Consider the following 25,963-nt stretch of genomic DNA (forward strand, 5'->3'; position numbering starts at 1 on the left):
TCGAGGGCCATCACGGGGTCCGCGCCGAAAGGGTTCAACCAGCGATGTGTGGTCGGCGGCGACCAATGTTGAACCATTCCGGCCTGGTCTCCGTACGTAAGGACAACTTCTCACGCGGAGCTCAGCGCGGAGCCCGATACGGAGTCCTACCACCATGACGGGGCTCCCTGCCGTCCAGGAAGGGATCCTGCATGCCACGGAAGTCCAGACGAGAGCGGAGAAGTGACGCCCGGGAGAACCCGATCCCCGGAGCCTTCCCCACGTCACCATCCAGTTCGTCGGTCGGTTCGTCGGCCCGTTCGTCGGTCCATTCGTCGGTCCATTCGTCGGTCCATTCGTCGGGCAGATCGTCGGGCCGTTCGTCGGGCAGATCATCAGAGGACCGCTTCGACCAATTCGAGACTCGCCGGATCTCACCGGCCGCCTCGGTGGCCAGCAGTCACTCCAGCCGCCGCAGCCAACAAGAAGTTGGCCGGAGCCCGGCGACCCGCTCGAACGACGCCATCGACATCGTCGCCCTTGCGGAGGAGGCCCTCCGTCACCAGGAACGACTGCCCCGCGAGCGCGCCCCCTCGGTGTCGACAGTCGGCAGCTCGGACAACGAGGGGCAGTCGCAGGACCCGTGGTACCACCCCGCGACCAAGACCTGGCACTGCGTGCAGGGCTCCACGGTCTATACCGCTTTCCACGACAGAGCCCAGCAGGCGTGGAAGTGGGGCGTGGACCACCCGGACCATGTCTCGGCAGTCATTTCGGCAACCACCCTTGGGAGCCTGGCGGTCGGCGCCCTCGCCCAGCCCCCGGCTGAGCAGACCATGAACTGGGCCACGGTGGTCAAAGGCTTCGGCGGCATCTCCTTGGGCGCACTGGTTCCCCTGCACCAGTGGGCGCGGACCGAAAACCCGACCTGGGCGCAGAGATCAGCCGCCACACTGAATGCGGTGGGGCAGGGGGTCTTCGGCCTTGGCCTCACCGGCCTGGTTCAGAATCGCACCGCGGCATGGGCCGCCGTGGGCTTCGGCCCCTTGGTCGCTGCGGTGACCAGCGGGGCATACCCCTGGCTCGCACGGCAACCGGCCGGCCTGCCCTACAGCAATCAAGAGGCCGCTGCCTACCGACTGCACTCCTCCGCGGCTTCCCACCTCGCGGGAGTGCGGACTCCGCCGGGAAGCCCCATTCGGGAGAACATCCCGCTCGCAGATCTTCAGCCGTCCACCCACCGACACCACAGCCACACTCGCCACACCCCCACGCAACCCATCGACGCGCAACCGGTCTACAGACAGCCCGCGGACCCGCGACAGGTGGCATACGCCGCCAACAGCCTCCGCGCGGGGGAGTCAACAAGTTCAGGTGTGCGCCGTCAGCCACTGGATGCCCCTTACCCACCGCCGGGCCAATTCCAGCCGCGGGACCAGCAGCTCCGGGGGCGCGGCCTCGGCGGGGGCCGGAAGTGACAGCAAGAAGGACATTGAAGTACCAGTGGCAATAGGCATGGCATGACATGCGGCTGTCCGGCGGTTCTGAAGCCCCACCGCCGGACAGTCCCCACTGCGTCCCGGCCGGTGAACAGGACGCCGCCCGCGGGTTACCGGCGCATCACAAATGGCTGAGAGCGGTTCCGGATCGTTCACACGTCGGTAGAGTCGCACGCGTGAACGTGAGTGATGCGAACCCTCTGCGAGTCGCCGTTTTAGGAGCTGTCCGGGCCTGGCGCGCCGAACAGGAACTGGCGCTTGGATCCCCGCAGCAGCGGGCGGTGCTGGCGGCGTTGTTGTTGCGGCGGGGGCGCCCCACCACCATCGGTGAGCTGGTCGACGCGATCTGGGGGGAGGCGCCGCCGTCGGGCGCTGTGACCGTTGTCCGTACGTACGTCTCCCGGCTGCGCAAGGTGCTGGAGCCGAGGCGGGCGGCGGGCGAGGCCCCGCAGGTGATCGTCTCGGTGGCCGACGGTTACCGTGTCGACGTCCCCCAAGACGCCCTGGATCTGGCCGTGTTCGAGCGACGGGTGGCCGAGGCGAAGAAGCTCCGTACCTCGGGCGACCTCACCGCGGCCGGGGAACTGCTGCACGCCGCGCTGGAGGTGTGGGAAGGCAAGCCGCTGGCCGGGCTCCCCGGGCCACTGGCCGAGGCGGAGCGGTATCGGCTCGACGAGCAGTGGCTCAACGCGCTCGAAGCCCGCCTGGACGTCGACCTCGAACTGGGCCGCCACGAGGGAGTGGCCGCCGAGCTGGCCTCGCTGACCGCTGAACACCCGCTGCGCGAGCGCCTGTGCGAGCTGCTCATGCTGGCGCTGTACCGGTCCGGCCGTCAGGTCGAGGCACTGGCGGTCTACCGCAAGGCAAAGGACACGCTGGTCGCGGAGCTGGGTATCGAGCCCGGCCCGGCCGTGCTGGAACTGCACGCCCGCATCCTCGCCGCCGACCCGACGCTGCGTGCCCCCGCCCCGTCGGAGAAGGCCGCCTCGCCGCCCTCGCCCGCCGACCCGGCCACCCCGCCCACCACACACGCGGCCCGCCCTGCGCACCTGCCGGCCGACCTGCCGGTCTTCACCGGCCGGGACACCGAACTCGCCCAGACCCACGCCCTGCTGCCGCGCGGGGGAAAGCGCCCGACCGCCGTGGTGATCAGCGCGATCGGCGGCATGGCGGGTGTCGGCAAGACCACCTTGGCGGTGCACTGGGCGCACGAGATCGCCCATCGCTTCCCGGACGGCCAGCTGTACGTCAATCTGCGCGGCTTCGATCCGACCAGCTCGGCCATGCCGCCGGACGAGGCCATCCACACCTTCCTCGACGCGCTCGGCGTGCCGCCCCAGCAGATGCCCGGCAGGCTCGACGCCCGAGCGGCGCTGTACCGCAGCCTCCTCGCCGACCGGCAGGTGCTGCTCCTGCTGGACAACGCCCGCGACACCGAACAGGTCCGGCCCCTGTTGCCCACCGGCCCCGGCTGCCTGGCGATCGTCACCAGCCGCAACCAGCTCACCGGGCTGATCGCCAACGACGGGGCGCAACCGCTGACGCTGAACCCCCTCCCCCTCGCCGAGGCCCGGGACTTCATCGCCCGCCGTATCGGCGCCGGGCGGCTGGCAGCGGAACCGCAGGCGGCGGACGAGATCGTGGCCCGCTGCGCCCGGCTGCCGCTGGCCCTGGCAATCGTCGCCTCCCGTGCCGCCACCCACCCCAGCTTCCCGCTCCACGCCATCGCCGACGAACTGCGCGAGAGCCACGGCAGCCTGGACGCCTTCACGGGAGGTGACATCAGCACCGATGTACGGGCGGTGTTCTCCTGGTCGTACCAGGCGCTGTCCGCCCCGGCGGCCCGGCTGTTCCAGCTGCTGGCCGTGCACACGGGCCCCGACATCTCCACTCCCGCCGCGGCCAGCCTCGCGGGGCTCACCGTCCGCGAGACCCGCGGCCTGCTCGGCGAGCTCACTCACGCGCACCTGCTCACCGAGCACTTCCCCGGCCGCTACACCTTCCACGATCTGCTGCGTATCTACGCCACCGAATGCGCCCACTCCGAGGAGGAGACGGCAGCCGACCGGGAGCGGGCTGTGGAGCGGATCCTCACCTGGTACCTGCACACCGCGCACGCCGCCTCGCAGTTCCTCACCCCCCAGCGCCCCAGCGTCCCCCTCGCCCCGTTGCCTCCCGACTGCCGGCCGTTGACGTTCACCACCTACGACCAGGCGCTGAACTGGTGCGTGGCCGAGCGGGCCAATCTCGTCGCAGCGGTCGATCACGCGGCCACAGCCGAGCCCGGCATCGCCTGGCGGCTGACCGCCGCTCTTTGGGGGTTCTTCTACCTGCGCAGCCATACGCACGACTGGCACTCCACGAATCAGACGGCCCTGTCGGCCGCTCGCGGCGCCCACGACCGGGCGGGGGAGGCGGAGTGCCTCTGCGGACTGGCCAACGCCCTCACCGTGATGGGCCGCTTCGACGAGGCCATCGACTCTCACCTCCAGGCACTGCCCATCTACACCGAGCTCGGCGACCAGCGCGGCTGCTCGCGGGTCACGGGCAACCTCGGCGACGTCCTGCTGAGGGCCGGCCGGATCGAGGAGGCGATCACGCACTTCCACCAGACGCTGGAGACCGACCGCACCCTTGGCCACCGCTGGGGCGAGGGGATCGTCTTGAACAACCTCGGTGAAGCCTACGTTCGGCTCGGCCGGTACGAGGAGGCCTGCGACCATCTGAGGCAGGCGCTGAGCGTCCAACGCACCATCAACAACCGCTGGGTCGAGGGCGTCACGCTGGTCCACCTCGGCACCGTCTACCAGCAGCTCCAGCGGTACGACGACGCGGCCGAGCACTTTCACCTGGCGCTTGAGGCACACCGGAGCGTCGGCAACCGATGGGGCGAGGCCAACACCATCGGCCTCCTCGCCGAAGTCCATCTCGCCGTCGGCGAGCCGGACGCCGCCCGCACGAACTGGGATCAGGCGCTGAAGCTGCTGGAGGAGTTCGACCATCCGGACGCGGAAGATATCCGTGACAAGCTGCGCGGACTGGACGAGGCCGGGGGACAGGGCGCCGAGGAATCCACCAGCTGACGGCTCTCGGTGAAGGGGCCGGGGGAGTCGTTGAGGTAACGGCACTTATCAGCCCCGCCCCAGCGCTCTGGGCGAATGGGCCCGCGCTATCTTCCTGGCGGGAAGAGTCGCCGAATCTCCCGGCCCTCCCTCCGCACCCCTCTTCCTCTTCAGGCCTTCAGGCTGAAGCCCGCGCGCCGCGGCGGCGCGACCGGCCTGGAGGTCCGCCTGCTTCTGCTTGTCGGACGTCGCCTGCCTGTGATGGGCCGCGTTGGCGAGCTTCGCCACGTTGGGCAGGTTGTTGGTGTCGTACGCCCTCTTGTAGAAGGGATTCTTGTTGATCAACTCCAGTGCGGCGTTCTGCACCGCCAGCTGTCGCGCTTTGCCTAGTGGCGTCTTGGCGAGTTCCTCGTAGCGCTGGTAGGCCGGATTCTGGAGGGGCTGTCGCTGCCTCTGGGAGGGCTGCGGCGGGCCCTGCTGGTACCCCTGGAAAAGCTGCTGGTACCCCTGGGAGAACTGCTGGGGCTGCGGCGGCCCCTGCTGGTATCCCGGAGGGCCCTGCCGGTACCCCTGGGAGAACTGCTGGGGCTGCGGCGGGCCCTGCTGGTACCCCGGAAGGAATGGCTGGTCCTGCTGGTGCTGCTGGTACGGCGGAGGGGGCTGCTCGAACCGCTGGTAGGGCTCCTCGCCAGTCACCAGAGACCTGACGCCCTCCCGCATGTCGCCCCGCGCGTTCCGCAACGACTGCCGTATGGAGCGGATCATTGAGGCTATTCGCCCCGTTCCGGCGCCACGGGACCGGCTCTGTTCCTCTTCCTGGTTCTCCTGTTCGGCATGCGCCATGTCGCCGGCCACCATTTGCTGGGCCAGCATCCGGTCGCCTGAGATCTGCGAGGCGTTGCTCTCCTCGGAGCGCATCTGCCGGGCCAAGGTGTCATCGGCGCGAATCTGCCCGTTGCGACTCTGCGCGGCGATACGCATGTCGTGTTGGAGCATTTCCTGCGCGAGCCGCTTGGCGTCGAAGGCGGGCTGCTGATCGGCCGGCGGTGGCATAGGAACCGTCCTCCTTGTCGTAGCGACCGATGCTTCTGTAGAACACGGGCCGTCGGGGACACCGGTTCACTCGCGTGCCGAAAAAAGTCAGAGTGAGCCGTGCGTGGCATCCATACGCCATGGTTCGAGGTACGACGCCGGCCCTGAGCCGCTGCGGGCTCAGGACTGACGCCGTCTCAGAGCTGACGCCGGCTCAAGGCCGGTGCCCGTTCACACTTTCCGGAAGCGCCACTGGTGGTCGCCCTTGTCGCTACAGCCGAAAATCGTGAGGCGGGCGTGGGGATCCTGTCCCCGGTCGGCCACATCGAGGCACAGGTTGCCGCTCTGCTCGTTGCGAATGAAGTACGTCCCGTTGGACCGCCTGTCGAACCACCACAGCTGGTTGTCCCCGATGGAACCGCAGTGGGCCTCGTTCACCGGTGTGGTGTTCGGGGCGGGGCCGCGGCCGGGAAGGTCCAGGCACAGGTTGTCCTTGACATTGCGGATCAGATAGAGGTTGGCGCCGTCGGGCCCCGTACCTTTTCCACGGAGGTCCAGGCTCCACCGCTGGTTGTCGCTGCTGGACGTGTTGCAAGGGCCTTGCTGGACCTGGCCCAGCGGCCTGCCCTCGTTGATGCCGGGGATGTCCAGGCACTTGCGGGTATACCGGTTCAAGACCGTGATGGTCCCGGAGGGGATGGTGGCCTTGTCCACGGCTGCCTTGGGCTTGTTTCCCGGCCTGTCACCGTCGCCGCTCGGGGGTTTCGTCGGGTCCGACTCGTCGGAACCCTCGTCTCCGGAATCCTCGCTTCCTGAGTCGCGAGACTCCGAACCACCAGCGGACTTCGACTTCTTCTTGTCCTTCTTGGACGGTTCGGGCTCGGACTTGGGGGTCCCGGAAGGAGACCCGGTGGGGAATCCCGGCGAGGACGGGCGCACTGTGCCCGACGGGCCGCCGTGCTTCTTGTTCTTCGGACCGTCTTCGGTCTTCTGAGTCGCCCCGCTCGCCGTCTCGTCACCGCCCGAACCGGCTATCGCCAGTGGAGTCGTGACGAGCGCAGCCACCGCCACGGCCGTCGCGGCGACGACCCACGGCTTCTTGAGCAGACTGCTCGCCTCGAACTCCTCGTCCGACCCGCGCGTTCCCCCCTTCCCTTTCCCACCGACGCCGCCGGCAGAGATCCGGGGAATCGACGGCCTCGGAATCGACGGCCTCGGAATCGACGGCCTCGGAATCGAGGGCCTCGGAATCGACGGCGCGGGGATCCCCCGTTTGGGCGGCTCCTCGGACGCCGACGCGTTCAGGTGTCCCGGTGCGCCGGGCGTCTTCTCCTCCCCGGCCGCCTTGACGTCTCCGGCCGACGGGCCGGCCACGGCCTCGGCCGTGCCGGTCCCGGCCGCCGTGCCGGCCGCCGCTGCCGGGCCGTCCCCGGAGGACGAGCCGTCGCCTCCGGCCGGGGACCCGGCGCCCTCCTCCAGGACCCGGCTGGAGCCGTCCGGGGCGACCTCGATGTGCACGGCATAGCCCGTCGAGGGGTTGGCGATGGCCGCCGTGACGGTGGCCTCGCGGACGTGCGCATACCCCTGGAGCGTGTCGAGTATCGCGCTGTCGAGCGGCTGGTCTCCCAGTACCGGGATCGGCTCACCGTCGATGGTGGCGGCACCGTCACCGGTGATGACCACCTTGAAGGGGGCAGGCTGCCCCGGTGGCGCCCCCGACAACTGCATTTCTCCGTCCTCGCTCATATGAACCCACTTCCTGACGTTCGCTTGCAAGGAACTCACAAGTCGAAACGGCCACTTGGGCGGATCGGTTCAGACCCGGCCCGAGTGCCCGGCATCCACCGCGCACGCTGAGGTCCGGGCCCGGCCGCCAATCGGGTGGTGGGTGGTGGCCGGGCCCGGTTTCTCGAAGGCCGCCGTGGGGGGGGAACGACCTCGTGTCCCTCTCTACGGCGCGAGCGGCGGGACGGTTCAGTCCACCGCTGCCGCACCTCGCGCGACCTGGCTCACTTGTTCCACCTCTTGTTGGTGTTGTTGACCGCCAACTCCCCCGGTGTCAGGTCCACATGGAGCGGGATCCCGGGGCGGCTGCCGACCTTGATGAGGAAGTTGCCGAGGCCCGGCGGGTCGGCCTGGCGGCTGCGGGCGCTGTCCCACGCCGGGGGCGTCGACCAGTCCACGAGCAGCCGCTTCTCGACCTCCGTCAGCTCCACCACCTGGGAGAGTTGGGGCATCTCGGCCGGCGGCAGGCCCGCGCAGACCACCATGCCCGAGCGTTCCACGAAGCCCTTGGCCTTGATGCGGTCCTCCTCCGTGGGCAGGGCGAGCAGGTCACCGATGGTGTGGGTGACCATGGCCAGGCCCACGCCGCGCTGGCGGTCCAGGCGGGTGAGGGCGTTGACGCGGTCGACCAGGCCCCGGCCGGCTTGCAGCACCCGCCACAGCTCGTCCATGACCAGGAAGTAGTTGCGCTGCGGCTCCAGCCCGGCATCCGCGAGGGCGTGCGCGGCGGAGACCGCGCCGAAGCCGTAGGACCAGCAGGACAGCAGCGCGGCGGCCTGGAGCACGGTCTCGCTGTCGTCGATGTTGCTGATGTCGAAGCACACCGGCCGGTCGAGCTTCATCGGCTCCGTCGTCGGGCGGGCGAAGGAGTCGCCCAGCAGGCCGTCCCCCAGCAGCGCCGTGAGTGAGGCTTCCAGGTTCTCGGTGATGTCCCAGTACCGCGAGATGTCGCCGCGGTCGAGGGCGACGGAGCGCAGCGTCTCCGGGGCGTCCTTGATGACCTGCACCAGGTCCGCGAGCACCGGCGTCTTGTCGGGGCCGTGCCGGTCGTCGAGGATGTCGAGCGCCGCGGCCAGGAGCGTCTCCTCGCGGTCGGTCGGCGGCTCGCCGCGCAGAATGGTCACCAGTGCCGAGACCATGTGGAGGCGGCGGCTGTTGGTGCCGGCGATGAGTTGACGGCGCGCGGAGCCGGTGAGGCGGGCAGCCGCCGCGGTGGACTCGCCGGGGTCGAGGACGTTGAGGTGCCCGCGCCCCCGGCCCAGGCTGATGACCTGCCCGCCGATCTCCCTGATCAGGTCGACGTAGTCGGGCTTGAGGTCGCCGAAGATGAGCGGGTGGACGCCGTAGCCGGACAGGCCGAGCGCCATCCGCCGCACCACGGTGGACTTGCCGAGCCCGGGGCGGCCGAGCACGAACATCGAGGGGTTGGCGAGCAGGCCCGTGCGCATGAACCAGCTCACCGGGTCGCAGCACACCGTGGCCCCGGAGTCCAGGTCGCGGCCGAGCGGCACTCCGACCATGGGGGTTCCGGCACCGGCGCCGAACGGCCACAGGCCGCAGACCTGTACGGAGGTGCCACGCCATTCGGGAGCGGGGTCGACGTAGCCGACCGTGCCGCCGCCCCGGCCGGGCCAGCCCCGCGCCGTGGGCTGCGGTCGGCGGGCGGGATCGGGCTGGCCCGCGCGGGCCTTGTCGGGCTTGCGTGCCCGGGTCTTCTCTGCCTTGCGTGCCATCGGGTCCTCCAGAGCTACATCGCGTCGCGAACGGTCTGCGGCAGGGCGGTGTGCAGCGGCAGCACCAGGCCCAGTGGAAGTGCCGCGGCGAACGCGGCGGCCTGCGAGCCGTAGACGGGCCGCACCGCGATACGCGCCGCGGGCGCCAGGTTGTCCACCGCGGCGCCCGCCCGGGGCAGGTCCTCGGCCGAGTCGACGGTGGCGGTGATCAGCATTCCGAACTGGATCAGCCCGTGTCCCTGGGCCTGTTCCTCGGCCGCCTTCCTCGCCGCCACCACCTCCGCGTCGTCGCTCGCGCGTCCGATCGGCGACTGCTGGGCGGTGAACAGGGCGTTCTTGTAGTCCTGTTGGACAACGCGGGCGCTCTCGGCCCGGCTGTGCGGGCGGTACAGCAGGGTGACCCGCTTGCGGGCGATGTCGCGGTTGGGCTGCACCAGACCGGTCAGTACGTTGGAGAGCACCTCGCCCTGGGGGGCCTGGGTCATGGCCCAGGTGACGCTGTAGACCCCGTCGTGCCGGTAGTGGTCCCACGCCTCCTCGGCCGCTGTGGGGCCCGCCTCGTCCCAGGTCAGCCCGCTGCCGCCGGCGGCGCGCGCCTCCTCCACCAGCTGCGCGACGGTCGGGTCGTAGGCGACCCGCACCGCCTCCGCGAGCTCGGTCGTCGTCATCGGGACGGCCGTTCCGGCGCCGGTCATGGACAGCCCGGCGGTCAGCCCCGGCAGGCGGGTGCCGATGTGGACCGCCATGTCCTCGAAGTTGCGCCGCGGGGCGCCGGCGCGGGCCGCGCCGGAGTACGTCAACGCGATCCGGGTGCTGATCTGTGCCGAGCCGCTGGGGTAGGCGGCGAGCACGTCCCGGAGCATCTCCCGCGCCAGATCCGGGGCGTCATCGACGGAGTTGTGGTGAATCTCCTGGTGGAGCCGGACGCCGGAGTCGGGGGCCGTCTCCACGGTGACGCCGACGGCGACGAGTCCCGGTTCCGTGCCCAGCGCCGACAGCCACTGGCCCCAGTGGGCCACCCAGGTGTCGACCTGCCGCTCGTCGACCAGGGCCGCACCGTCCGCGTCGCAGGACAGGACGACGGTGTGGTGGTTGGTCGCCGGAATGCTGATCACGGCGAAGGGGCGGCCGTAGCCGTCCTGCGCCTCGTTCAGGGAGGATTGCGCGGCCAGACCGGGCAGCCGGCAGGTGCCGTCCCCGGCCCGGCCCACCGGGCCCGAGCGGTACAGGTTGCCGCCGGAGGAAACGGTGCGCCGCCAGGCCAGCCGGACCGCGACGCGCTGCATCAGCGTACGGCCGTGCCGGTCGCGTACGGCCAGCGGAGCCATGGCCGCCGCCAGTACGACGGCCAGCACCACCGCGGCCCAGATGGAGAACAGCGTGGTGAGGACGACGGCGATCAGACCGCCGAACACCAGCAAGGTCGCCCCCAGGGACAAGCCCCGCAGTCCGGAGGTGCGCGGCTTGCGGAAGTTGCCGTAGGTGCGCGGGGTGTGTACTTCAATCGCTGCCACGGGATTCCCTCTGCTGGTCATCGTTGTATCGGTGAGTCGTTGGCGTGGAGGAGATCAGCTCCTCATCAGGGGGGCCTTCGGATTCCGGCTGCTCCTCGGAGCGGTCCCGCACGGCCACCGGAGGCGCTTGCCGGGCGCGCTCGTTGACGGTGGCCGCTGTGTACTCGCCGCCCGTGGCCGTGGTCGGCCCCCCGGAACCGGGCGCGGACCGGCCCCCTCTGCCCGCGGTGCTGTGCGCACCGGTGGCGTCGGTCCGTCCTCCGACCACGGTGGCCCCGGAGACCGATCGGCCGGCGGCGAGACCGCGCAGATGCGGAACGGTCTGCGCGCCGGTGGCCACGGTCTGGCCGCCGCTGCCGGCACCGGACTTGGCGCCGCGCCCCATCCCCGAGAGCGTCGTCTGCGCGACGGGGGCCGCGAGCCGTAGCAGCGCGGGCAGGGTGAAGCAGGCCAGCACCAGCAGGACGACACCGGAGACCATGGAGATGATCTCGTTGCCCTCTCCGCCTTGTTCCTGGCCGCCGGTCATCGAGAAGGCTGCCGCGTACACGATCGCGGCGGTCGGCTTGTAGAGCACGAAGGCCAGCAGCCAGCCCACGGACTTGCGGAACCAGGCCCGGCCGGCCGGGGTGGCGCTCGCCGCGGCGGACAGCGGGAGCGTGCCGGCGAGGATCACCAGCATGGCCACCCGGACGATCATGAGGGCGATCTGGGCCAGGCTGGCGCAGATCACCAGCAGAGACATGATCAGGACCAGGAACGAGGAATCCGCGTCCCCGAGGGAGAGCATGGCCGAGACGCGGTTGTCGAACTCGGTCACACACTGCTGGACCGGCTGGCCGTCCGGGCTGATCTGCTTGCAGCCCATGGACCTGTCGATGATCCAGACGCTGAACTTGTCCCCCGCCACGGTCAGCAGATTGACGGCGGCCACCCCGGCCGAGGAGACGACGATCAGGTTCAGCAGGCCTTGCAGGGCCTGCCTGCCGGGTTCGCTGCGGCGCTGCCAGGCGATGTGCCCGGCCGCGATGAGCAGGCACAGCACGGCGGTGAACGAGGTGAACCACAAGGTGGAGCCGTGCAGGAACGCCGCAGGCCCGGTGTCGTAGCTGAGGTCGGGGGACTTGATGTCCGTCCACGCGCTGCCGAGCGCCTTGACGGTGGAGCCCGCCGCCTTGGCGGCGCTGTCCACGATGTTGTCGAACGCGCTGTCGCCGAGGTCCTTCGGGCCCGTGCCCTCCCCCTCGCCCACGCAGTAGCCGCCCACGGTGGGGCGCACAAAGCCGAAGTCGCAGCCCGCCATCACACACCACCCCAGCTGACGTATCCGGCGAGGGAGTCGACCGCGGTGGGCGCCGTCGGGTCGGCCGGGTACTCCAGCCGCCAGTCCCCGTCCTTCCACAGCACCGTCGTCGTCGCGGCCTGCATCCGGCCGTCCGGGAACCGCCACACTGTCTGGATCACCGCCGTGCTGCTGGTGTACGTGACGAACTTGAAGCCGGCGATCTGCCCCTGTCCCGCGCCGTCCTGGGACTTGGGGTCCGCCGTGCTCTCCGACTTGGTCCGTGCGGCGATGTAGGACTTCCGGCCCGCGCCGACGGTCTGAGCACGCGTCACCTTCAGCCAGTCGTCGGCGGCCAGGTACCGCACGCTGATCTGGCTGGTCGCCAGCAGGGCGCCGACGGGGGTGTGCGCGTAACAGCGCGCGACGTCCTCGTCCATCACGGCCGGGCCCGCGGCCTTCGACGCGGGAAGGGCGACGGTGTGGAACAGCTTCCAGCCCACGCCCTTGGGCGCCGCGGTGGGCACGTCCCTTTGCCGGTCCGCCAGTCGGGGACATGACGCGCCGCCGCCGTCCGTGGACACCGACGGCGGCGATTCCGTGGCGCCATCGCCCGGCTGCGGTGTCCCCGTCTCCGACGCCGAGGCGGCGGTGGAGCCGTCACCCCGGCCGGAGGAGTCGGAGGTGAAGAGGACCACCGACCCGATGACGACTACGAAGCCGATGAACGCGGCTGCGAGGACGAAGCCGCTCCGCAGCCACGGGCTGCGCGGCTCGTCGGTGCCTGCGCGGTCCGCGGGCTCTGCCATGTCCCTCCCCATCCCTGAGATCCGCATGTGCTCTCCCAGCTAATTACTGACGCGCCGTCAGACCAGCGCGCCGACGACGCCGGAGGCGGAGCCGACGAGCACGCATGCCCCCAGCACCAGGCCCAGCCCCTTGACGTGCTCGCGACCGCCGCCCTTCGAGTGGTCGACGGCCATGCGCGCGGCGACGCCGAAGATGCCCGCGACACACAGCGCGGTGACGGTCCAGGCCACCCACTTGAGCACCGTCACCAGGCCGTCGGCTCCGGGCGGCGCCGCGCCGCCGCCGACGTCCGGAGGGCCGGAGGGGGCCGCGAGGTAGGTGAGGTGATGCGAGGCGTCCGAGACGGCCGCCAACAGACTGGACATGCGGTTTTCCCCTTACGCGGGTCGGATGAGTCGGGTCAGGTCGCGCGCCAGTGACGCGCATTCCTTGGGCGGATCCGCCGTGGGCGGATCTCCGAGCCGCCACGGCTCCACCCACGGGATCTCCCACAGCCGGGGCACGGCGCCGGACACGAGGTTCACCAGGTCCCGCAGGACCCGGGGGCGGCGCCCGGGAGCGTCGGCGACGACGACCAGCCCGAGCAGTTCGACGCCGGTGACCATCTGCGAGGCCCACTGCCCCGCGGCGTTCTGCACGGCCTTGAGGCCGCTCGCGCTCGAGCGCGCGACGAGCACCACCGGCTGCGGAACATCGGACGCGGGCCAGGCGCGGCCCGCGTCCCGGCCGCCGGGCACCGCCTGCTCCAGCGTGGTGACCCCGGCGCCGCCGTGGACGCCCAGCCACCACCACCCGGTACCCGCGGCCGGCTGCGGCGCGGCGACGGGCAACACGTTCGCGGGCCGCGGCACCCCGGCCTGGGGTGCCGCTGGACCGGTCAGCGCCTTCAACACGTCCTGAACCGATCGCTGCGGCTCCCCGTTGTTGCCCTCCGAAGGGCGGGTCGGCGACAGCCAGGGGTTGGGAGCCGGCGCATCCCCGGCCATGGCATCTCCCTTCGACTCGAGCTCAGCGCCACGAATCACTACATAAATTGACAAAAATTTCCAAGCACAGGTTTCGACTACGAGCCCTCTTACGGACTCTCGATCGAACTGGTTCAAGGGGGGTTGCAGATGACCACGGCCACGGTGAGATGGGCGGGGGGTGTCATCGCTGTACTACTCGCCCTGCTGGTCGGCCTGACCGTGGTGGCGGCGGCCGACGAGGAGGAAACCGGCACTCCCGTGGGGCTCGTCAACGGGGCGCTCGACATCAAGAGCATTCCGCCGGAGTACGCGGAGTGGGTCGAGCGCGCCGGCAAGGAGTGCAAAGAGGTCAGCGCGCCGCTGGTCGCCGCGCAGATCGCGGCCGAGTCCGGCTGGAATCCCAAGGCGGAGAGTCCCGTCGGGGCCCAGGGGCTGAGCCAGTTCATGCCCGGCACGTGGAAGACGTGGGGGGTGGACGCGGCGGGCAAGGACGGCAGTGCCGAACCTGACGGCACAGCCGACCCGTTCACCCCGGGCGACGCCATCATGACCCAGGCCCGCTACGACTGCTGGCTCGCGGGCAAGGTCAAGGAGATGGGGTTGAAGGACGACCCCACGCGGCTGCTGCTCGCCGCCTACAACGCGGGTCCCGGCGCGATCGAGCAATTCGGCGGCGTGCCCCTGTACCCGGAGACGCAGAGCTACGTCACGAAGATCATCGCTTCGATGGCCGAGTACTCCGGCGGCGGCGCGGGCGGCAAGATCGAGAAGGGCGGACCGTTCGGCGACCGGGTGGTGGCCTACGCCAAGAAGTGGCTCGGCACCCCCTACGCGTGGGGCGGCGGTGGTCCGGAAGGTCCCGGGCGGGGCTTCGCGCAGGGCGCGAACACGGTCGGCTTCGACTGCTCCAGCCTGGTCCAGTACGCGGTCTACCGCGCGAGCGACGGCAAGACGATGCCGCCCCGCACCTCCCAGGTCCAGGTCACGGCGGGCAAGCCGGTATCCCGTGACGAGATGCAGCCGGGCGACGTGATCGGATTCGCCCTGCACGGCAGCTACGACCACATCGGCATCTACCTCGGAAACGGGCAGTTCATCCACGCGCCGAAGACCGGCGACGTGGTCAAGATCAGCCAACTCGACGACAGCTACTACGCCAGCAAGCCCCAGAAGGTGAGGCGGTTCGGATGACTGCTCATGGTTCGCGCGCCACGACCGTGAGGACGTTCGCACTCGCGCTCACACTCACACTCGCCGTAGCCGGCTGCGGTGGCGGCGGGGACGACGGCGACGGCGGTGGCAAGGCGCGCGCGGACGCGTCCGCCTCGTCCGGGACTTCCTCCCCCGCCCCCGAAACCGGCACCGGAAAGCCCTCGTCCCCGCCCGCTCCCAGCACAACCGCCCCCTCGCCCAGCAGTTCCGGGGGCACCCCCAAGGGGGGCATCCCAAAGCCCGGTGACGTCGACCAGGGCGACGCCGACGCGGTCGGCGAGGGGACGCTCAAGGCGATGTGGACGTCCGACACCACCATCGACAGCGGCCCGCAGGACGCCACTGTGCGCACAGCGGACGCGGGGTGGCTGAGTGAGAAGTACGAGAAGCAACTGCGCGGGCACCGCTCCCGTTCGGCTCCCGGCGCCCAGTGGGAGAAGTGGACACACCACCGTGCCTACACCAAGGTCGAGGTGGCGAAGACCGAGGACGCGGCAAGGCCGGACGACACCGACACCGAGGCCTGGCGGCAGTGGACCGTCACCACCACCCCGCACGGCCGGGATGGCTGGAAGCCCAAGCCCACCACTGTCGCGGCGTACGTGCAGCTCGTCCGGTCGGCTCCCGACGCGGATTGGCGGGTCGCCGGCGTTACTGTGCAATAGCCAGGCGAGTCTCACCCGAAGGGAGTTCCATGCCCACCACGTACGAACCCTCTGAGGTACCCGCCTGGCCGGTGTACTCCTTCGACGTCCAGCACAGCGGCCGGGTGGCCGTCTCCGGCCCGCTCCTTCCCGCGTCCGAGCACCCCACCCGCGCCTCGGCCATCGAGGACGTCGTCGCCGCGGCCGTCAGGCTGGGCCGGCCGGTGCGGGCCGCGGCCACCGAGCCGGACGGCACCGTGTGGCAGCTGGTCATCTCGCCCGACGGGTCGGTGGGCGAGATGTCCGGCGGCCCGCAGCGCGGCAAGTCACAGCGCGGCAAGTCACCGAAGAAGCGCAACGCCCATACGCCCAGCCGCGCTCCCGCACCCGGCCGCCCCCAAGTCCCCGGCCGCACACAGGACATGGGAGCCGCCCAGAGTCCGGGCGCGGCCGTCCAGCACCCGGGCGCCGCCGTCCAGAACACCGGCGGCGCTGTCCAGCACCCGGCCGCACAGCCGGCACCCACGCCCGACCCGGCGCCGGAACCGGCCCCGGCCGCCGCACCGGCACCGGCACCCGCACCCGCACCCGCACCCGCACCCGCACCCGACCCAGTCCTGGCAGCCCCTCCCGAACCAGCCCCGGCGCCCGCTCCCGAACCAGCCCTGGCCGCTGCTCCCGTACCCACGCCCGCACCCGACCCGGCCCCGGCCGCCGCCCCCGTACCCACGCCAGCACCCGAACCCACTCCCCACCCGGCCCTGGCCGCCGTTCTCTCCCCCGCACCCGCTCCCGCTCCCGACCCTGCCCCTGCCCCTGCCCCTGCCCCTGCCCCTCAGCAGAGCTTGCCGGAGGCTCCCAGCTCCCTCGCCGAGGCTGTGTCCCGCCTCGACACACACGCCGCGGCGGGCCGTATGGACCAGGCCGTCGCCCTCGCCGTAAAGCTGGATGAGCAAGCCGCCGGCGCGCTGGGCCTGTCCCACCCCGACGCCCTGCGCGTCCGCGAGGCGCGGGCACGCATCGCCGGACTGGCCGGAGACCCCGTCGGCGGAGTGCGGCTGTACCGCGATGTCGCCGAGCGCTGGCACTATCAGGGGGCCTCCGAAGAGGCCGAGTCGGTAGCGGGCCGCGCCCACGCGCTGTGGCTTGAGATCTCCGACCTGGAGACGGCGGTGTCCGCCGGGGTCGCCATGGTGCGGATGCGCAACCAGATACCGGGCGAGGGCGGCAGCGCGTTCGCCGCCGTCCTGGATTACCAGACCCAGCTCGAAGCAGCCCGGGACGCCGCCGGCCGTGCCCACCCATCCCCTCAGCAGCACCTCACACCGATGTAGGGAGAACGGGGTGACCCGAAAGCGCCCGCTCGAGCGTGCCGTGCGGCCGGCAGCTCAGCGGGCCTTCTTGGTGACCACGAACCGGTCGATGACCAGGTAGTCGATCTCGGTGGCGAGGAAGCACTCCAACGCGTCCCGCGGCGAGCACACGATGGGCTCACCGGCCACGTTGAAGGAGGTGTTGAGGAGGCAGGGCACGTCGGTCCGCGCCGTGAAGGTCCGCAACAGCTCGGTGAGCGCGGGGTTCTGCCGCTCGTCGACTGTCTGGACCCGCGCCGTACCGTCCACGTGGCAGGCTCCGGGAATCCGCTCCCGGTACTCCTCCCGCACCGGGAAGACGAACGTCATGTAGGCGGACGAGGTCTTCTTGCCCAGTTCGAAGACGCGTGGAGCCTCGGATTCGAGGACGACGGGCGCGAACGGGCGGAAGGGCTCCCGGTGTTTCACCCGCAGGTTGATGACATCCTTGATGTCGGGGAAGGCCGGGTTGGCGAGGATGCTACGGCTCCCCAGGGCGCGCGGCCCGAACTCGGCGCGGCCCTGGAACCAGCCCACGACGTTCTTCCCCGCCAGCAGCTCCGCCGTTGTCGCGGCGACCGAGGTGGCGTCGGGCTCTTCCCGCCACTCGACGCGATCGGCGTGCTCCGCCAGCGCGTCCAGGATGTGCGTCTCGTCGTACGCGGGCCCCAGGTAGGGGGTGGTGACCGCGGCGGTGGGCCGGTTCCTGAGACCGGCGGTGTACACGGCCGCGCCGATGGCGACGCCCGGGTCGCTGGCCCCGAAGCTGACCTCCATGCCGGTGAACGACGACCTCTCCAACATCTTCGTGTTGGCCACGCAGTTGAGTGCCAGACCGCCCTCGAAGAGGAGGGTGTCCAGGCTGGAGGCCGCGGTCAGCGTCCGCAGCTGATGGGCGGTGACGGCCTCGGCCATGTGCTGTGCGAATCCCGCGACCTTGACCCGGAAGTCGAACTCCTCACGCTTCTCGCCGTCGCCGCCGAACAGGTCGTCGAACAGGGCGTAGTAGGCCCCGATGTCCCGGGGGACGGAGATCGTGTACGAGCCGTTCTCGTGCAGCCGCACGACGCGTTCGAGCAAGGGGTTGTGCCGCGGCGTCGGGCCGTACGCGGCCAGTCCCATGACCTTGTACTCGTCGTTGTTGGGAACGAACCCCAGGTAGCGGGTGATCCTCCCGTAGGCCACGCCGAGCGAGCTGGTCATGTCGACGGTGCTCTCGTCGAAGAGGCGGACCACGCCGTTGCGCAGCTCGCCCATGACGGAGGACAGGGTCTCCGCCCGGCCGTCGCTCACCAGGAAGGCGGCGTCGCCCCCGCCGGCCAGGTAGGCGCCGCACATGAGGTGGGCAAGGTGATGGGGCACCAGGGCGAGCTTGTTGGGGTCCAGTTCGTAGCCGGTGCGTTGGACGAAGTCGCCGTGGACCGCGTCGCGGCTGAGCATGTCGGTGTAGAGCTCACCGGTGCTCCGTAGAGCCTCGAACTTGGCCGTGACCGGCATATCGGCCTGGCATATCTGCGAAATCATCTCCTCGGCCACAGTCGGGGAAAAGCGCCAGGGGAAAGCGAAGACGTCCACCTGGTCGAGGCCGACACCGGCGAAGTCCAGACACCACTTGATCGCGTTCGCAGGGAAATCGGAGGTCTTCTTGATCCGGCTCAGCCGCTCCTCCTCGACCGCCGCGACCACCTCGCCGTCGATCGACAGGGCCGCCGCGGCGTCGTGTCCTACCAGGAGATTGCGGCCGACACCGGTCGCCCCGTACAGCCGCCCGAAGAGTTCCGCACCTCTGGTGAAACCGTTGTAACCGAGCACGATCACTGTCTCAGCCTCCCCCAGCACAACAGCAGTGGCAGGTGCAACAGGCTAGGTGGCAGGCCCACTTGGGGATAGATGTGATGCACGAAGCCGGTGGGGGAGGCTGTTGGCGGCTATCCCTCGCTCACCACACCCAGCGTCTCCAGGATCCCGTAGACGCCGACACCGAGGATGGCGAGGCTGCTGACGACCAGCGCCGCGGTCAGCCAGGGGTTGTTGCGGAAGCGCTTCGGCACGCCGGTGTAGCGGAGTCTCCAGACGGCGACGACCACGGCGAGCAGGAAGACGCCGCCGCCGATGCCGCCGATCTGCACCATCAGAACCGGGGACTGGATCCACAGGAAGATGCACATCCACACCGGGGGCAGGCAGCAGGTGAGGATACGGATGGTGCGGGTGCGCGAGCGCATGTCGTGCCAGTCGACCACTCCGAGCAGACCGAGGGTGTTGGTCCACAAGCGGGGGACGCTGGCCGACGAGGCGACGGTGACCGAGAAGAGGACGGCGATCGCGCCGGCCAGGAACAGGTACTCGGCCCATGGCCCGAGCGTGTCGGTGTAGATGCGCGACAGCGTGGTGATCATGTCGTTGCCCTCGGGCATCAGGCCCTGCGGATGGAGCACCGAGGCGCCGATCACGTAGAAGGACAGGGTGCAGATGGTGCACACGAGCCAGGAGACGGCCACGTCGAGCCGCATGACCTTGAGCCAGCCCTCGGCCCGCCGGGCGCGCTCCTCGCTGCCGTCGTCGGGGCCGGTCCAGCGGGCGTAGCCCTTCTCCAGGCACCAGTACGTGTACGTCGTCATCTCATCGGCGCCGACGCCGGTGATGCCGAACATGGCGAGTGCTATGCCGACCGTGCCCGCCGGTATCTGGAAACTCAGTCCGCCGGCCAGTTGCTCAGTGCCGTATCCGAAGGCGGTGAGCGGCAGGGCGAGTGCCAGGCCGAGGGTGATGACTGTCTTGAGCGTGATGCCGACGACCTCGACCCGCTCCACGACGTGGTACTTGCCCGTCTGAAGGATGAGGATGGCGCCGCCGGTGACGATCAGGGCCCAGATGGTCAGGGACGACGTGCTCAGCGCCGCCCCGTGGATCGGCAGCAGGATCGAGCAGGCCGCCGCGGTGCCGCCGATGATGCCGCCGCGCTGGAACATCTTGGCGAAATCCATGCCGATCCAGACCCAGTTGATCCAGCTCAGCCGGCCGATCCGGGGGCCGACGTCACGGAAGCCGTCGAGCGCGGGGCGGCCGTTGAGGATGGTCCAGCGGGCCAGTTCCATCTGCACCCACACCTTGACCCCGGTCGAGACGATCACCAGCCACAGCAACGCGAACCCGGCCTTCGCGCCGAGCGAGGTGGTGGTGATCAGTTCACCTGAGCCGACGACGGCAGCGGACAGTACAAGACCGGGGCCGAGCTTGCGCAGCCGGTCGCGGAAGGTCTCGGGGGCGGGGCGGGCGTCTTCGGCGCGCAGAGCGTACGGATCGGCCTGCGCGGGCGGGGGTGCGGTGGTCGTCACGGGGGTGTTCCTTTGCTGATTCCGGCGCCGTCGCCGGAGCGGAGGGGAGAGAAGCGGAACAAGGGGGACGGAGAGAACCGGGGACGGGGAGAAGAGCCGCGGAGAAGGGGTGCGGCGAGGGGGACGGAAGACCGACGGGTCGGTCGGAGGCCGGCCCGGGTCAGCCCACCGCGTGCTGCGGGGGCTCTCCGGCGAGGACGCGGACGATGTCCTCGGCGACCATCAGTCCCATCGCGCGGTTGGCCTGGGGAGTGCAGGCGGCCATGTGGGAGGTGAGGGTCACGTTGGGCGCGGTGCGCAGCACGTGGCCGGCCGGGAGGGGTTCCACCGCGAAGGCGTCGAGCGCGGCGGCGGCCAGCCGGCCGGAGTGCAGGGCCTCGGCCAGCGCGTCGCTGTCGACGAGCCCGCCACGGGCGGCGTTGACCACGATCGCGCCGGGCTTCATGGCAGCCAGCCGGGCGGCGTTCAGCAGGGGCTCTCCGGCGGGCGGGAGGTGCAGGGTGACGATGTCGGCCCGGGACAGCGCCGCGTCGAGCGGGACCGGTTCGGCCCCTGCCGTGGATACCGCGTCGTCGGGGACGTGCGGGTCGTGCGCGAGTACGCGCATGCCGAACGCCCGCGCGTAGCCGCCGACGAGACGGCCGATCCGGCCGAAGCCCACGAGGCCCAGGCACCTGCCGTACAGCTCGGGGCCGAAGAGCTTGGGCCAGCGCCCCTCGGCCACCGCGGTGTGCGAGGCGGTGATGCGACGGGCGGCGTCGAGGATGAGGCCGAAGGTGTACTCGGCCACGGCACGGGAGTTGGAGCCGGGTGCGCAGACGACGGGGATCCCCCGGTCGCGGGCGGCGTCGAGGTCGATCGTGTCGGTGCCCACGCCGTGCTTGGCGATGACCTTCAGGCGCGGCGCCGCGTCCATGACCTCGGCGGTGACCGGGTCCATGCCGGCGACGAGCGCGTCGGCGCCGGATATCCGCTCCAGCAGCTCGTGGTACGGCAGCGCGTCGTCCTGGTAGGGGCGGACCGGTCCCGCGCCGCTCTCGGCGAGCAGCGTCCACGGGTCCGGCGAGTGCCGTGCGAAGGTCGGCGTGGTGATGAGGGTGGTGCGCCCCGGGGAGGTCATGCGCCGGTGTTCCGGTCCGTGGTGCTCCGGGCGGTGTCGAGGTGTGCGGCGGCGGCCTGCTGGAGGTGGACGACGTCGGCCGCGACGCTGGCGAAGGTGAAGCCCTCGTCGAGGCGGCGGGCGGCGCTCGCGCCGTCGGCGTTGTGGATGCCGGCGGCGATCCCCGCGGCCTCGGCGGCCTCGCGGATCCGCGCCAGGGCCGCCTCGAACTCCTCGGCCAGGTCCGGGTCCGTCGAGGTCCGGCCGCCGAGGGCGAGGCGCAGGTCGGAGGGGCCCACGTAGATGCCGTCGAGGCCGGGGGTGGCGCAGATCTCCTCGACGTTGGCGAGCCCGTCGGCTGTTTCGATCATGGCGAGGACGGCGGTCTGCTCGTGGGTGCCGGCCGGGTCGGGGCCGATCCGCAGCTGCGCCCGCATGGGCCCGTACGAGCGGCGGCCGTGCGGCGGATAGCGCACGGCGGCGACCGCGTCGGCGGCGTCCCGCGCGGTGTCGATGAGCGGCACGATGACGGCGGCGGCCCCGGCGTCGAGGGCGCGGCCTATGTACGTGATGTCGTTGGCCTCGACGCGGACCAGGCCGACGGCGGTGGAGCCCCGGGTGTCGGTGGCGATGAGGTTGTTGAGGAGACCTTGGTAGCCGAAGAGGCCGTGCTGGGCGTCGAAGGCGAGGTAGTCGTATCCGAGCCGGGCGAGGCGTTCGGCGGCGACGGGTGAGTCGAGCAACGACCAGTAGCCGATGAGGCGCTGGCGGTCGCGCAGGGCGGCGGTGAAGTGCGCGGCGGTGGTCATGACGGGTTCTCCGGACGGGGAGGGCGGGAAGGGAGGGGAAGAGCGGAGACGGCGGGGGAACGGGGCCGTTGGGCCGGGGTCAGCGGTTGTAGGCGGGCATCGGGCCGCGCAGCGTGGCGCCGACCGCGTCGCACGCGGCGGTCACGTCCGTGGGCAGCGGGCCGGCCTGCGCGGCGGCGATGTTGGCCCGCAGGTGGTCGACCTTGGAGCCGCCGAGGAGGAGTGCGTCGGTGGAGGGCCGCTCCAGCAGCCAGCGCAGGGCGATTTCGGTGAGCGGGATGCCCGCCTCGTCGGCGACGGCGGCCAGTTGCCCCACAGCGGTGAACAGGTCCTCCTGCCAGTATCGCTGCTTGTACATCCGGGCGAGCTTCGAGTCGCCGAAGCGGCCGGTGGCAGGGTGCGCGTCGAAGCGGTGCCGGCCGGTGAGGAGGCCGCCGCCGAGCGGGTTGTAGACCATGGTGCGCAGCTCGCTGACGGCCGCGTACTCGACGTATTCCTCCTCGATCCTGCGGGCGAGGAGGTTGTGCAACTGCTGGGCGACGACGGGGCGCGGCGCGCCGGTCTCATCGGCGACGCGGGTCAGCTCCGAGATCTGCCAGGCGGCGTAGTTGGAGACCCCCAGCGCGCGGATCTTCCCCTCGGCCACGAACTCCGCGACGGTCGCCAGCGTCTCGGCCGGCGGCGTACGGCGGTCGGGCTGGTGGAGGTAGAAGAGGTCCACGTGATCGGTGCCGAGCCGCTTGAGGCTGCCTTCGAGAGCGGCGCGCAGCCCGGCCGGGGAGAGGGGAGGGTGCTCGCCCTGGTCGGGGTGGGGGATGCCGGCCTTGGTGGCGAGCACGATCCGGTCACGCCGTCGGGGCAGCACTTCGGCGAGGATCCGCTCGCTCTCGCCGCCCGCGTAGCCGTTGGCGGTGTCGACGCCGGTGATACCCGCGTCGAGGGCGGCGTCCAGCATCGCTGCGGCGCCGTCGCGATCGACGGTGTCGCCGAACGTCATGGTGCCCAGGACCAGTCGGGACAGGGGTACGGGGACGGTGGGCAGAGCGATGCTCTGAGGGCCGGGACGGGTGCCGGTGCTCACGAGCGGTTCCTTCCGGTACGGGGGCCGTGCCGTGCGCCGCCCGCCCCTCGGGTGGTTGGCGACGGTCGTTGTCGCGTGGGGCACGCTTGCATGGGCTGCGCGTTTCGCGCAAGAGTCTCGCGCGAATCGCGCAGACTGTGCCATCATCGGGCCTCATCGGCACCGCGGCCCCCCAGGTGTCTGCGTGCCGTGTGCACGTCCCTTGCGGGCTCGGTGCGTGTGCGCTTCCCCGCGCGCGGGGCTCGCGTGCGCACAACCCCCACGGGGCTTGAAGGAGGTTCTCGTGTGCCCTTGGAACGGCACGTCGTCGGTTGTGGCGCTCGCCGACGACCTGTCCGGAGCGGCTGAGGTGGCCGCGCTGCTCCGGATGCCCGCCCGGCTGGCGCTGGACCCGTCGGGCGTACGGGCACCCCGGGCCGCCGGTGAGGCCGTGGTCGCGGACCTCGACTCGCGCCAGACGGACGGTGACGCCGCGGCTGCGGCCGTGCGTGCGGTGCTGGCCAGAACAGGGGGCGTCGGCTCGCCCCCGCGGAGGGCCGCGCACACCGCCGAAGCACCGAGCGGGCCGAGCGAGCTGAGCGGGCGGGTCCTCTGGTACAAGAAGTCCGACTCGCTGCTGCGGGGACATGTGGGAGCCGAGGCCGTCGCGTTCGCGGAGGGGGCCGAGGCCGTCGTGGTGGCCATGGCCCTGCCCGCCGGGGGGCGGGTGGTGCGCGAAGGCGTGCTCCACATCGGGGGCGTACCGCTGCACGAGAGCGACGCCTGGCGCGCCGAGGGGCGCCCGGCGCCCCGCTCCTTGGCCGAGGCCCTCGCGCCACTGCCCACCGCCGGCCTCCCGGTCGAGTCCGTACGGCAGGGAGTCCGCGGCCTTGCCGACCGGCTGAAGGCCGTGGCCGCGCGCGGGCTCCACCCCGTGTGCGACGCCGAGACCGATGCGGACCTGACGGTGATCGCCGAGGCCGCGCTCTCGCTCGGGCCGGGGTACCGGCTGTTGGGAAGCGGCGGGCTGGCGGCGTCCCTCGGCCGGCTCATCGGAACGGGCACGGTCGCCGAAACCGACACGGTCGCCGGAACGGGCACGGTCGCCGGAACAGGCGCGGCCGTCGGAATCGGCACGGTCGCCGGAACAGGCACGGTCGCGCTGGAGGAAGCCGTCCCCGCCGCTCCGCGCCCCCTGCTCGTCGTCGCCGGAAGCGCGGAGCCCGTGGTGGGCACGCAGGTCGCACAGCTGGTGGCGGGCGGAGCGCGGCATGTGGTGCTGGCACCCCGGACGCTGACCTGCGGGGAGCCCGTACCGCTGCCGCCCCTCAGCGCCGACGCCGTCACCGTGGTCTCGATCGACGGGACCGGCGGGATCCGCCCGGACCGGGCACGGCGGCTGGTGAACGGGCTGGCGCGAGCGGTGGCGGCCCTGCCCGGACGTCCGGACCTGGTGCTCACCGGAGGAGAGACCGCCCGTCGCGTGCTCGACGCCGTGGGGATCACGACGCTGCGGCCGGTCGGGGAGATCCACCACGGCGCCGTGCACTGCCGGACCGCCGACGGGCGGTCGGTCGTCACCCGCCCGGGCAGCTTCGGGGGCCCTGACTCCCTTCTCCGGATCGCGACCGCACTCCGGCCCCGGCTCCAGCCCCCGTCCCCATCCCCGCCGTCGCCGACTTCCCCGCCGTCCCCATCGCCGCCGCCCACGCCCCCAACCGCACTCCCACATCAAGGAGTTACACAGTGAACGCGCAGCAGCCCCTCCCCCTGATCGGTCTCACCATGGGTGACGGCACCGGCGTCGGGCCCGAGGTGATCGTGCCGGCGGTGCTGGACACCGGGACACTGGGCCGGTGCCGGCCCGTGGTGATCGGTGACGCCGCCCGGCTGCGGGAGGCGGCGGGGGTACTCGGCACCGACTGCGAGGTCGTGGCCGTGGAATCGCCTGCCGAGGCCGAGTTCACCCCCCGCCGGATCAACGTCGTCGATCTCGGACTGCTGCCCGCCGGCCTGCCGTGGGGCACGCTGTCCGCCGAGGCGGGCAACGCCGCGTACGAGTACGTCAAGCGCGCCGCGGAACTGGCGGTGGCGGGCGAGATCGACGGAATCTGCACCGCGCCGCTCAACAAGGAGGCGCTGCACGCCGCCGGGCACCTCTACCCCGGCCACACCGAACTGCTGGCCCACCTCACCGGGGTCGAGGAGGTGTCGATGATGCTGTCCACCGAGAAGGTGAAGGTCATTCACGTCACCACGCACATCGGTCTGATCGACGCGGTGCGGCGGATCGAGCCGGGGCTGGTCGAGCGGACCGTGCGCCGCGGCCACGAGGCCCTGGTCCGGGCCGGCCGGCCGAACCCCGTCATCGGTGTCTGCGGCATCAACCCGCACGCCGGCGAGAACGGGCTGTTCGGCTACGGCGAGGAGGAGGAGAAGATCGTGCCGGCGCTGGAGAAGCTGCGCGAGGCAGGCATCGACGCACGCGGCCCGCTCCCCGCCGACACCGCCTTCTTCCTGGCCTCCCGCGGCGACTACGACCTCATCGTGGCGATGTACCACGACCAGGGCCACGGGCCGGTGAAGGTGCTCGGCATCGAGGCGGGGGTCAACCTCACCGTCGGCCTCCCGGTGATCCGCACCTCCGTGGACCACGGCACCGCCTTCGACATCGCCGGTACGGGCAAGGCCGAGGCCGGTAGCATGATCGAGGCGCTGCGGCAGGCCGCGCACATGTCCACCGCCGGCTGAACCCACGTACCGCGAAGGACACTTGATCGCGAAG

General features: G+C 71.2%; 19 protein-coding genes. 6 read left to right on the top strand and 13 right to left on the bottom strand.

Going from position 1 to position 25,963, the window contains the following annotated elements; genetic code table 11:
• Positions 1-1,654: 1,654 nt before the first annotated feature.
• Positions 1,655-4,561 (top strand): AfsR/SARP family transcriptional regulator, encoded by a 2,907-nt coding sequence (locus OHB04_RS07830; protein ID WP_326807117.1) that lies wholly within the window; start codon positions 1,655-1,657, stop codon positions 4,559-4,561.
• Between the two features lie 48 nt (positions 4,562-4,609).
• On the opposite strand, the gene OHB04_RS07835 is transcribed toward OHB04_RS07830, so the two are convergent.
• The 8 genes from OHB04_RS07835 to OHB04_RS07870 form a co-directional block, all read right to left on the bottom strand.
• Positions 4,610-5,593 carry a hypothetical protein gene (locus OHB04_RS07835; protein ID WP_326807118.1) on the bottom strand — a complete coding sequence of 328 codons (984 nt, stop codon included), beginning with the start codon at positions 5,591-5,593 and terminating at the stop codon, positions 4,610-4,612.
• A gap of 210 nt (positions 5,594-5,803) precedes the next feature.
• Entirely contained in the window at positions 5,804-7,318 is a 1,515-nt protein-coding gene (locus OHB04_RS07840; protein WP_326807119.1) for an RICIN domain-containing protein, read from the bottom strand.
• Positions 7,319-7,581: 263 nt separating this feature from the next.
• Positions 7,582-9,090 (bottom strand): ATP/GTP-binding protein, encoded by a 1,509-nt coding sequence (locus OHB04_RS07845; RefSeq protein ID WP_326686979.1) that lies wholly within the window; start codon positions 9,088-9,090, stop codon positions 7,582-7,584.
• Between the two features lie 14 nt (positions 9,091-9,104).
• Positions 9,105-10,604, bottom strand: coding sequence for an SCO6880 family protein (locus OHB04_RS07850; protein ID WP_326686980.1), 1,500 nt, complete (start codon positions 10,602-10,604; stop codon positions 9,105-9,107).
• Positions 10,591-11,907 carry a hypothetical protein gene (locus OHB04_RS07855; RefSeq protein ID WP_326807120.1) on the bottom strand — a complete coding sequence of 439 codons (1,317 nt, stop codon included), beginning with the start codon at positions 11,905-11,907 and terminating at the stop codon, positions 10,591-10,593. Before OHB04_RS07855 ends, OHB04_RS07850 begins: the two co-directional genes overlap by 14 nt.
• The gene (locus tag OHB04_RS07860) at positions 11,907-12,695 is read right to left on the bottom strand and encodes a hypothetical protein (protein ID WP_326686982.1); all 789 of its coding nucleotides are present in this window, start codon (positions 12,693-12,695) and stop codon (positions 11,907-11,909) included. The genes OHB04_RS07855 and OHB04_RS07860 overlap by 1 nt, the downstream gene beginning before the upstream one ends.
• A gap of 57 nt (positions 12,696-12,752) precedes the next feature.
• Complete coding sequence (locus tag OHB04_RS07865) at positions 12,753-13,061, bottom strand: hypothetical protein (protein WP_326686983.1); 309 nt, start codon at positions 13,059-13,061, stop codon at positions 12,753-12,755.
• Positions 13,062-13,073: 12 nt separating this feature from the next.
• Positions 13,074-13,682 carry a DUF6668 family protein gene (locus tag OHB04_RS07870; protein ID WP_326807121.1) on the bottom strand — a complete coding sequence of 203 codons (609 nt, stop codon included), beginning with the start codon at positions 13,680-13,682 and terminating at the stop codon, positions 13,074-13,076.
• Between the two features lie 129 nt (positions 13,683-13,811).
• On the opposite strand from OHB04_RS07870, the gene OHB04_RS07875 reads away from it, so the two are divergent.
• Genes OHB04_RS07875 through OHB04_RS07885 form a run of 3 tightly spaced genes read left to right on the top strand, consistent with a single transcriptional unit; the run spans position 13,812 to position 16,854 of the window.
• Positions 13,812-14,855 (top strand): bifunctional lytic transglycosylase/C40 family peptidase, encoded by a 1,044-nt coding sequence (locus OHB04_RS07875; protein ID WP_326807122.1) that lies wholly within the window; start codon positions 13,812-13,814, stop codon positions 14,853-14,855.
• The gene (locus OHB04_RS07880) at positions 14,852-15,541 is read left to right on the top strand and encodes a hypothetical protein (protein WP_326807123.1); all 690 of its coding nucleotides are present in this window, start codon (positions 14,852-14,854) and stop codon (positions 15,539-15,541) included. Before OHB04_RS07875 ends, OHB04_RS07880 begins: the two co-directional genes overlap by 4 nt.
• Before the next feature lie 29 nt (positions 15,542-15,570).
• Complete coding sequence (locus tag OHB04_RS07885; protein WP_326807124.1) at positions 15,571-16,854, top strand: hypothetical protein; 1,284 nt, start codon at positions 15,571-15,573, stop codon at positions 16,852-16,854.
• 54 nt (positions 16,855-16,908) lie between these two features.
• On the opposite strand, the gene OHB04_RS07890 is transcribed toward OHB04_RS07885, so the two are convergent.
• The 5 genes from OHB04_RS07890 to OHB04_RS07910 all read right to left on the bottom strand — a co-directional run bounded on the left by OHB04_RS07890 (position 16,909) and on the right by OHB04_RS07910 (position 23,199).
• On the bottom strand, positions 16,909-18,690 hold the full coding sequence (locus tag OHB04_RS07890; RefSeq protein WP_326807125.1) for a carbamoyltransferase family protein: 1,782 nt from the start codon (positions 18,688-18,690) through the stop codon (positions 16,909-16,911).
• Positions 18,691-18,800: 110 nt separating this feature from the next.
• Positions 18,801-20,210 (bottom strand): Nramp family divalent metal transporter, encoded by a 1,410-nt coding sequence (locus OHB04_RS07895; RefSeq protein WP_326686989.1) that lies wholly within the window; start codon positions 20,208-20,210, stop codon positions 18,801-18,803.
• Positions 20,211-20,370: 160 nt separating this feature from the next.
• Positions 20,371-21,330, bottom strand: a complete 960-nt coding sequence (locus OHB04_RS07900) for a phosphoglycerate dehydrogenase (RefSeq protein WP_326686990.1) — start codon at positions 21,328-21,330, stop codon at positions 20,371-20,373.
• Positions 21,327-22,118 carry an HpcH/HpaI aldolase family protein gene (locus OHB04_RS07905; RefSeq protein ID WP_326807126.1) on the bottom strand — a complete coding sequence of 264 codons (792 nt, stop codon included), beginning with the start codon at positions 22,116-22,118 and terminating at the stop codon, positions 21,327-21,329. The genes OHB04_RS07900 and OHB04_RS07905 overlap by 4 nt, the downstream gene beginning before the upstream one ends.
• Positions 22,119-22,197: 79 nt before the next feature.
• Positions 22,198-23,199, bottom strand: a complete 1,002-nt coding sequence (locus OHB04_RS07910) for an aldo/keto reductase (protein ID WP_326807127.1) — start codon at positions 23,197-23,199, stop codon at positions 22,198-22,200.
• Positions 23,200-23,482: 283 nt separating this feature from the next.
• Between OHB04_RS07910 and OHB04_RS07915 the strand changes: the two genes are divergently transcribed.
• Positions 23,483-24,928, top strand: a complete 1,446-nt coding sequence (locus OHB04_RS07915; RefSeq protein ID WP_326807128.1) for a four-carbon acid sugar kinase family protein — start codon at positions 23,483-23,485, stop codon at positions 24,926-24,928.
• A complete protein-coding gene (pdxA, locus tag OHB04_RS07920) occupies positions 24,925-25,929 on the top strand; it encodes a 4-hydroxythreonine-4-phosphate dehydrogenase PdxA (RefSeq protein WP_326686994.1) in 1,005 nt (334 codons plus the stop codon). The genes OHB04_RS07915 and pdxA overlap by 4 nt, the downstream gene beginning before the upstream one ends.
• Positions 25,930-25,963: the final 34 nt, after the last annotated feature.

Origin of the sequence: Streptomyces sp. NBC_01775 (genome assembly GCF_035917675.1) — a bacterium.
Taxonomy (GTDB): domain Bacteria; phylum Actinomycetota; class Actinomycetes; order Streptomycetales; family Streptomycetaceae; genus Streptomyces.

Coding starts and splice junctions, on each gene's coding strand:
- OHB04_RS07835 (WP_326807118.1), bottom strand. CDS start 5,593: ATGCCACCGCCGGCCGATCAGCAGCCCGCCTTCGACGCCAAGCGGCTC.
- OHB04_RS07840 (WP_326807119.1), bottom strand. CDS start 7,318: ATGAGCGAGGACGGAGAAATGCAGTTGTCGGGGGCGCCACCGGGGCAG.
- OHB04_RS07845 (WP_326686979.1), bottom strand. CDS start 9,090: ATGGCACGCAAGGCAGAGAAGACCCGGGCACGCAAGCCCGACAAGGCC.
- OHB04_RS07855 (WP_326807120.1), bottom strand. CDS start 11,907: ATGGCGGGCTGCGACTTCGGCTTTGTGCGCCCCACCGTGGGCGGCTAC.
- OHB04_RS07860 (WP_326686982.1), bottom strand. CDS start 12,695: ATGGCAGAGCCCGCGGACCGCGCAGGCACCGACGAGCCGCGCAGCCCG.
- OHB04_RS07865 (WP_326686983.1), bottom strand. CDS start 13,061: ATGTCCAGTCTGTTGGCGGCCGTCTCGGACGCCTCGCATCACCTCACC.
- OHB04_RS07870 (WP_326807121.1), bottom strand. CDS start 13,682: ATGGCCGGGGATGCGCCGGCTCCCAACCCCTGGCTGTCGCCGACCCGC.
- OHB04_RS07875 (WP_326807122.1), top strand. CDS start 13,812: ATGACCACGGCCACGGTGAGATGGGCGGGGGGTGTCATCGCTGTACTA.
- OHB04_RS07880 (WP_326807123.1), top strand. CDS start 14,852: ATGACTGCTCATGGTTCGCGCGCCACGACCGTGAGGACGTTCGCACTC.
- OHB04_RS07885 (WP_326807124.1), top strand. CDS start 15,571: ATGCCCACCACGTACGAACCCTCTGAGGTACCCGCCTGGCCGGTGTAC.
- OHB04_RS07900 (WP_326686990.1), bottom strand. CDS start 21,330: ATGACCTCCCCGGGGCGCACCACCCTCATCACCACGCCGACCTTCGCA.
- OHB04_RS07905 (WP_326807126.1), bottom strand. CDS start 22,118: ATGACCACCGCCGCGCACTTCACCGCCGCCCTGCGCGACCGCCAGCGC.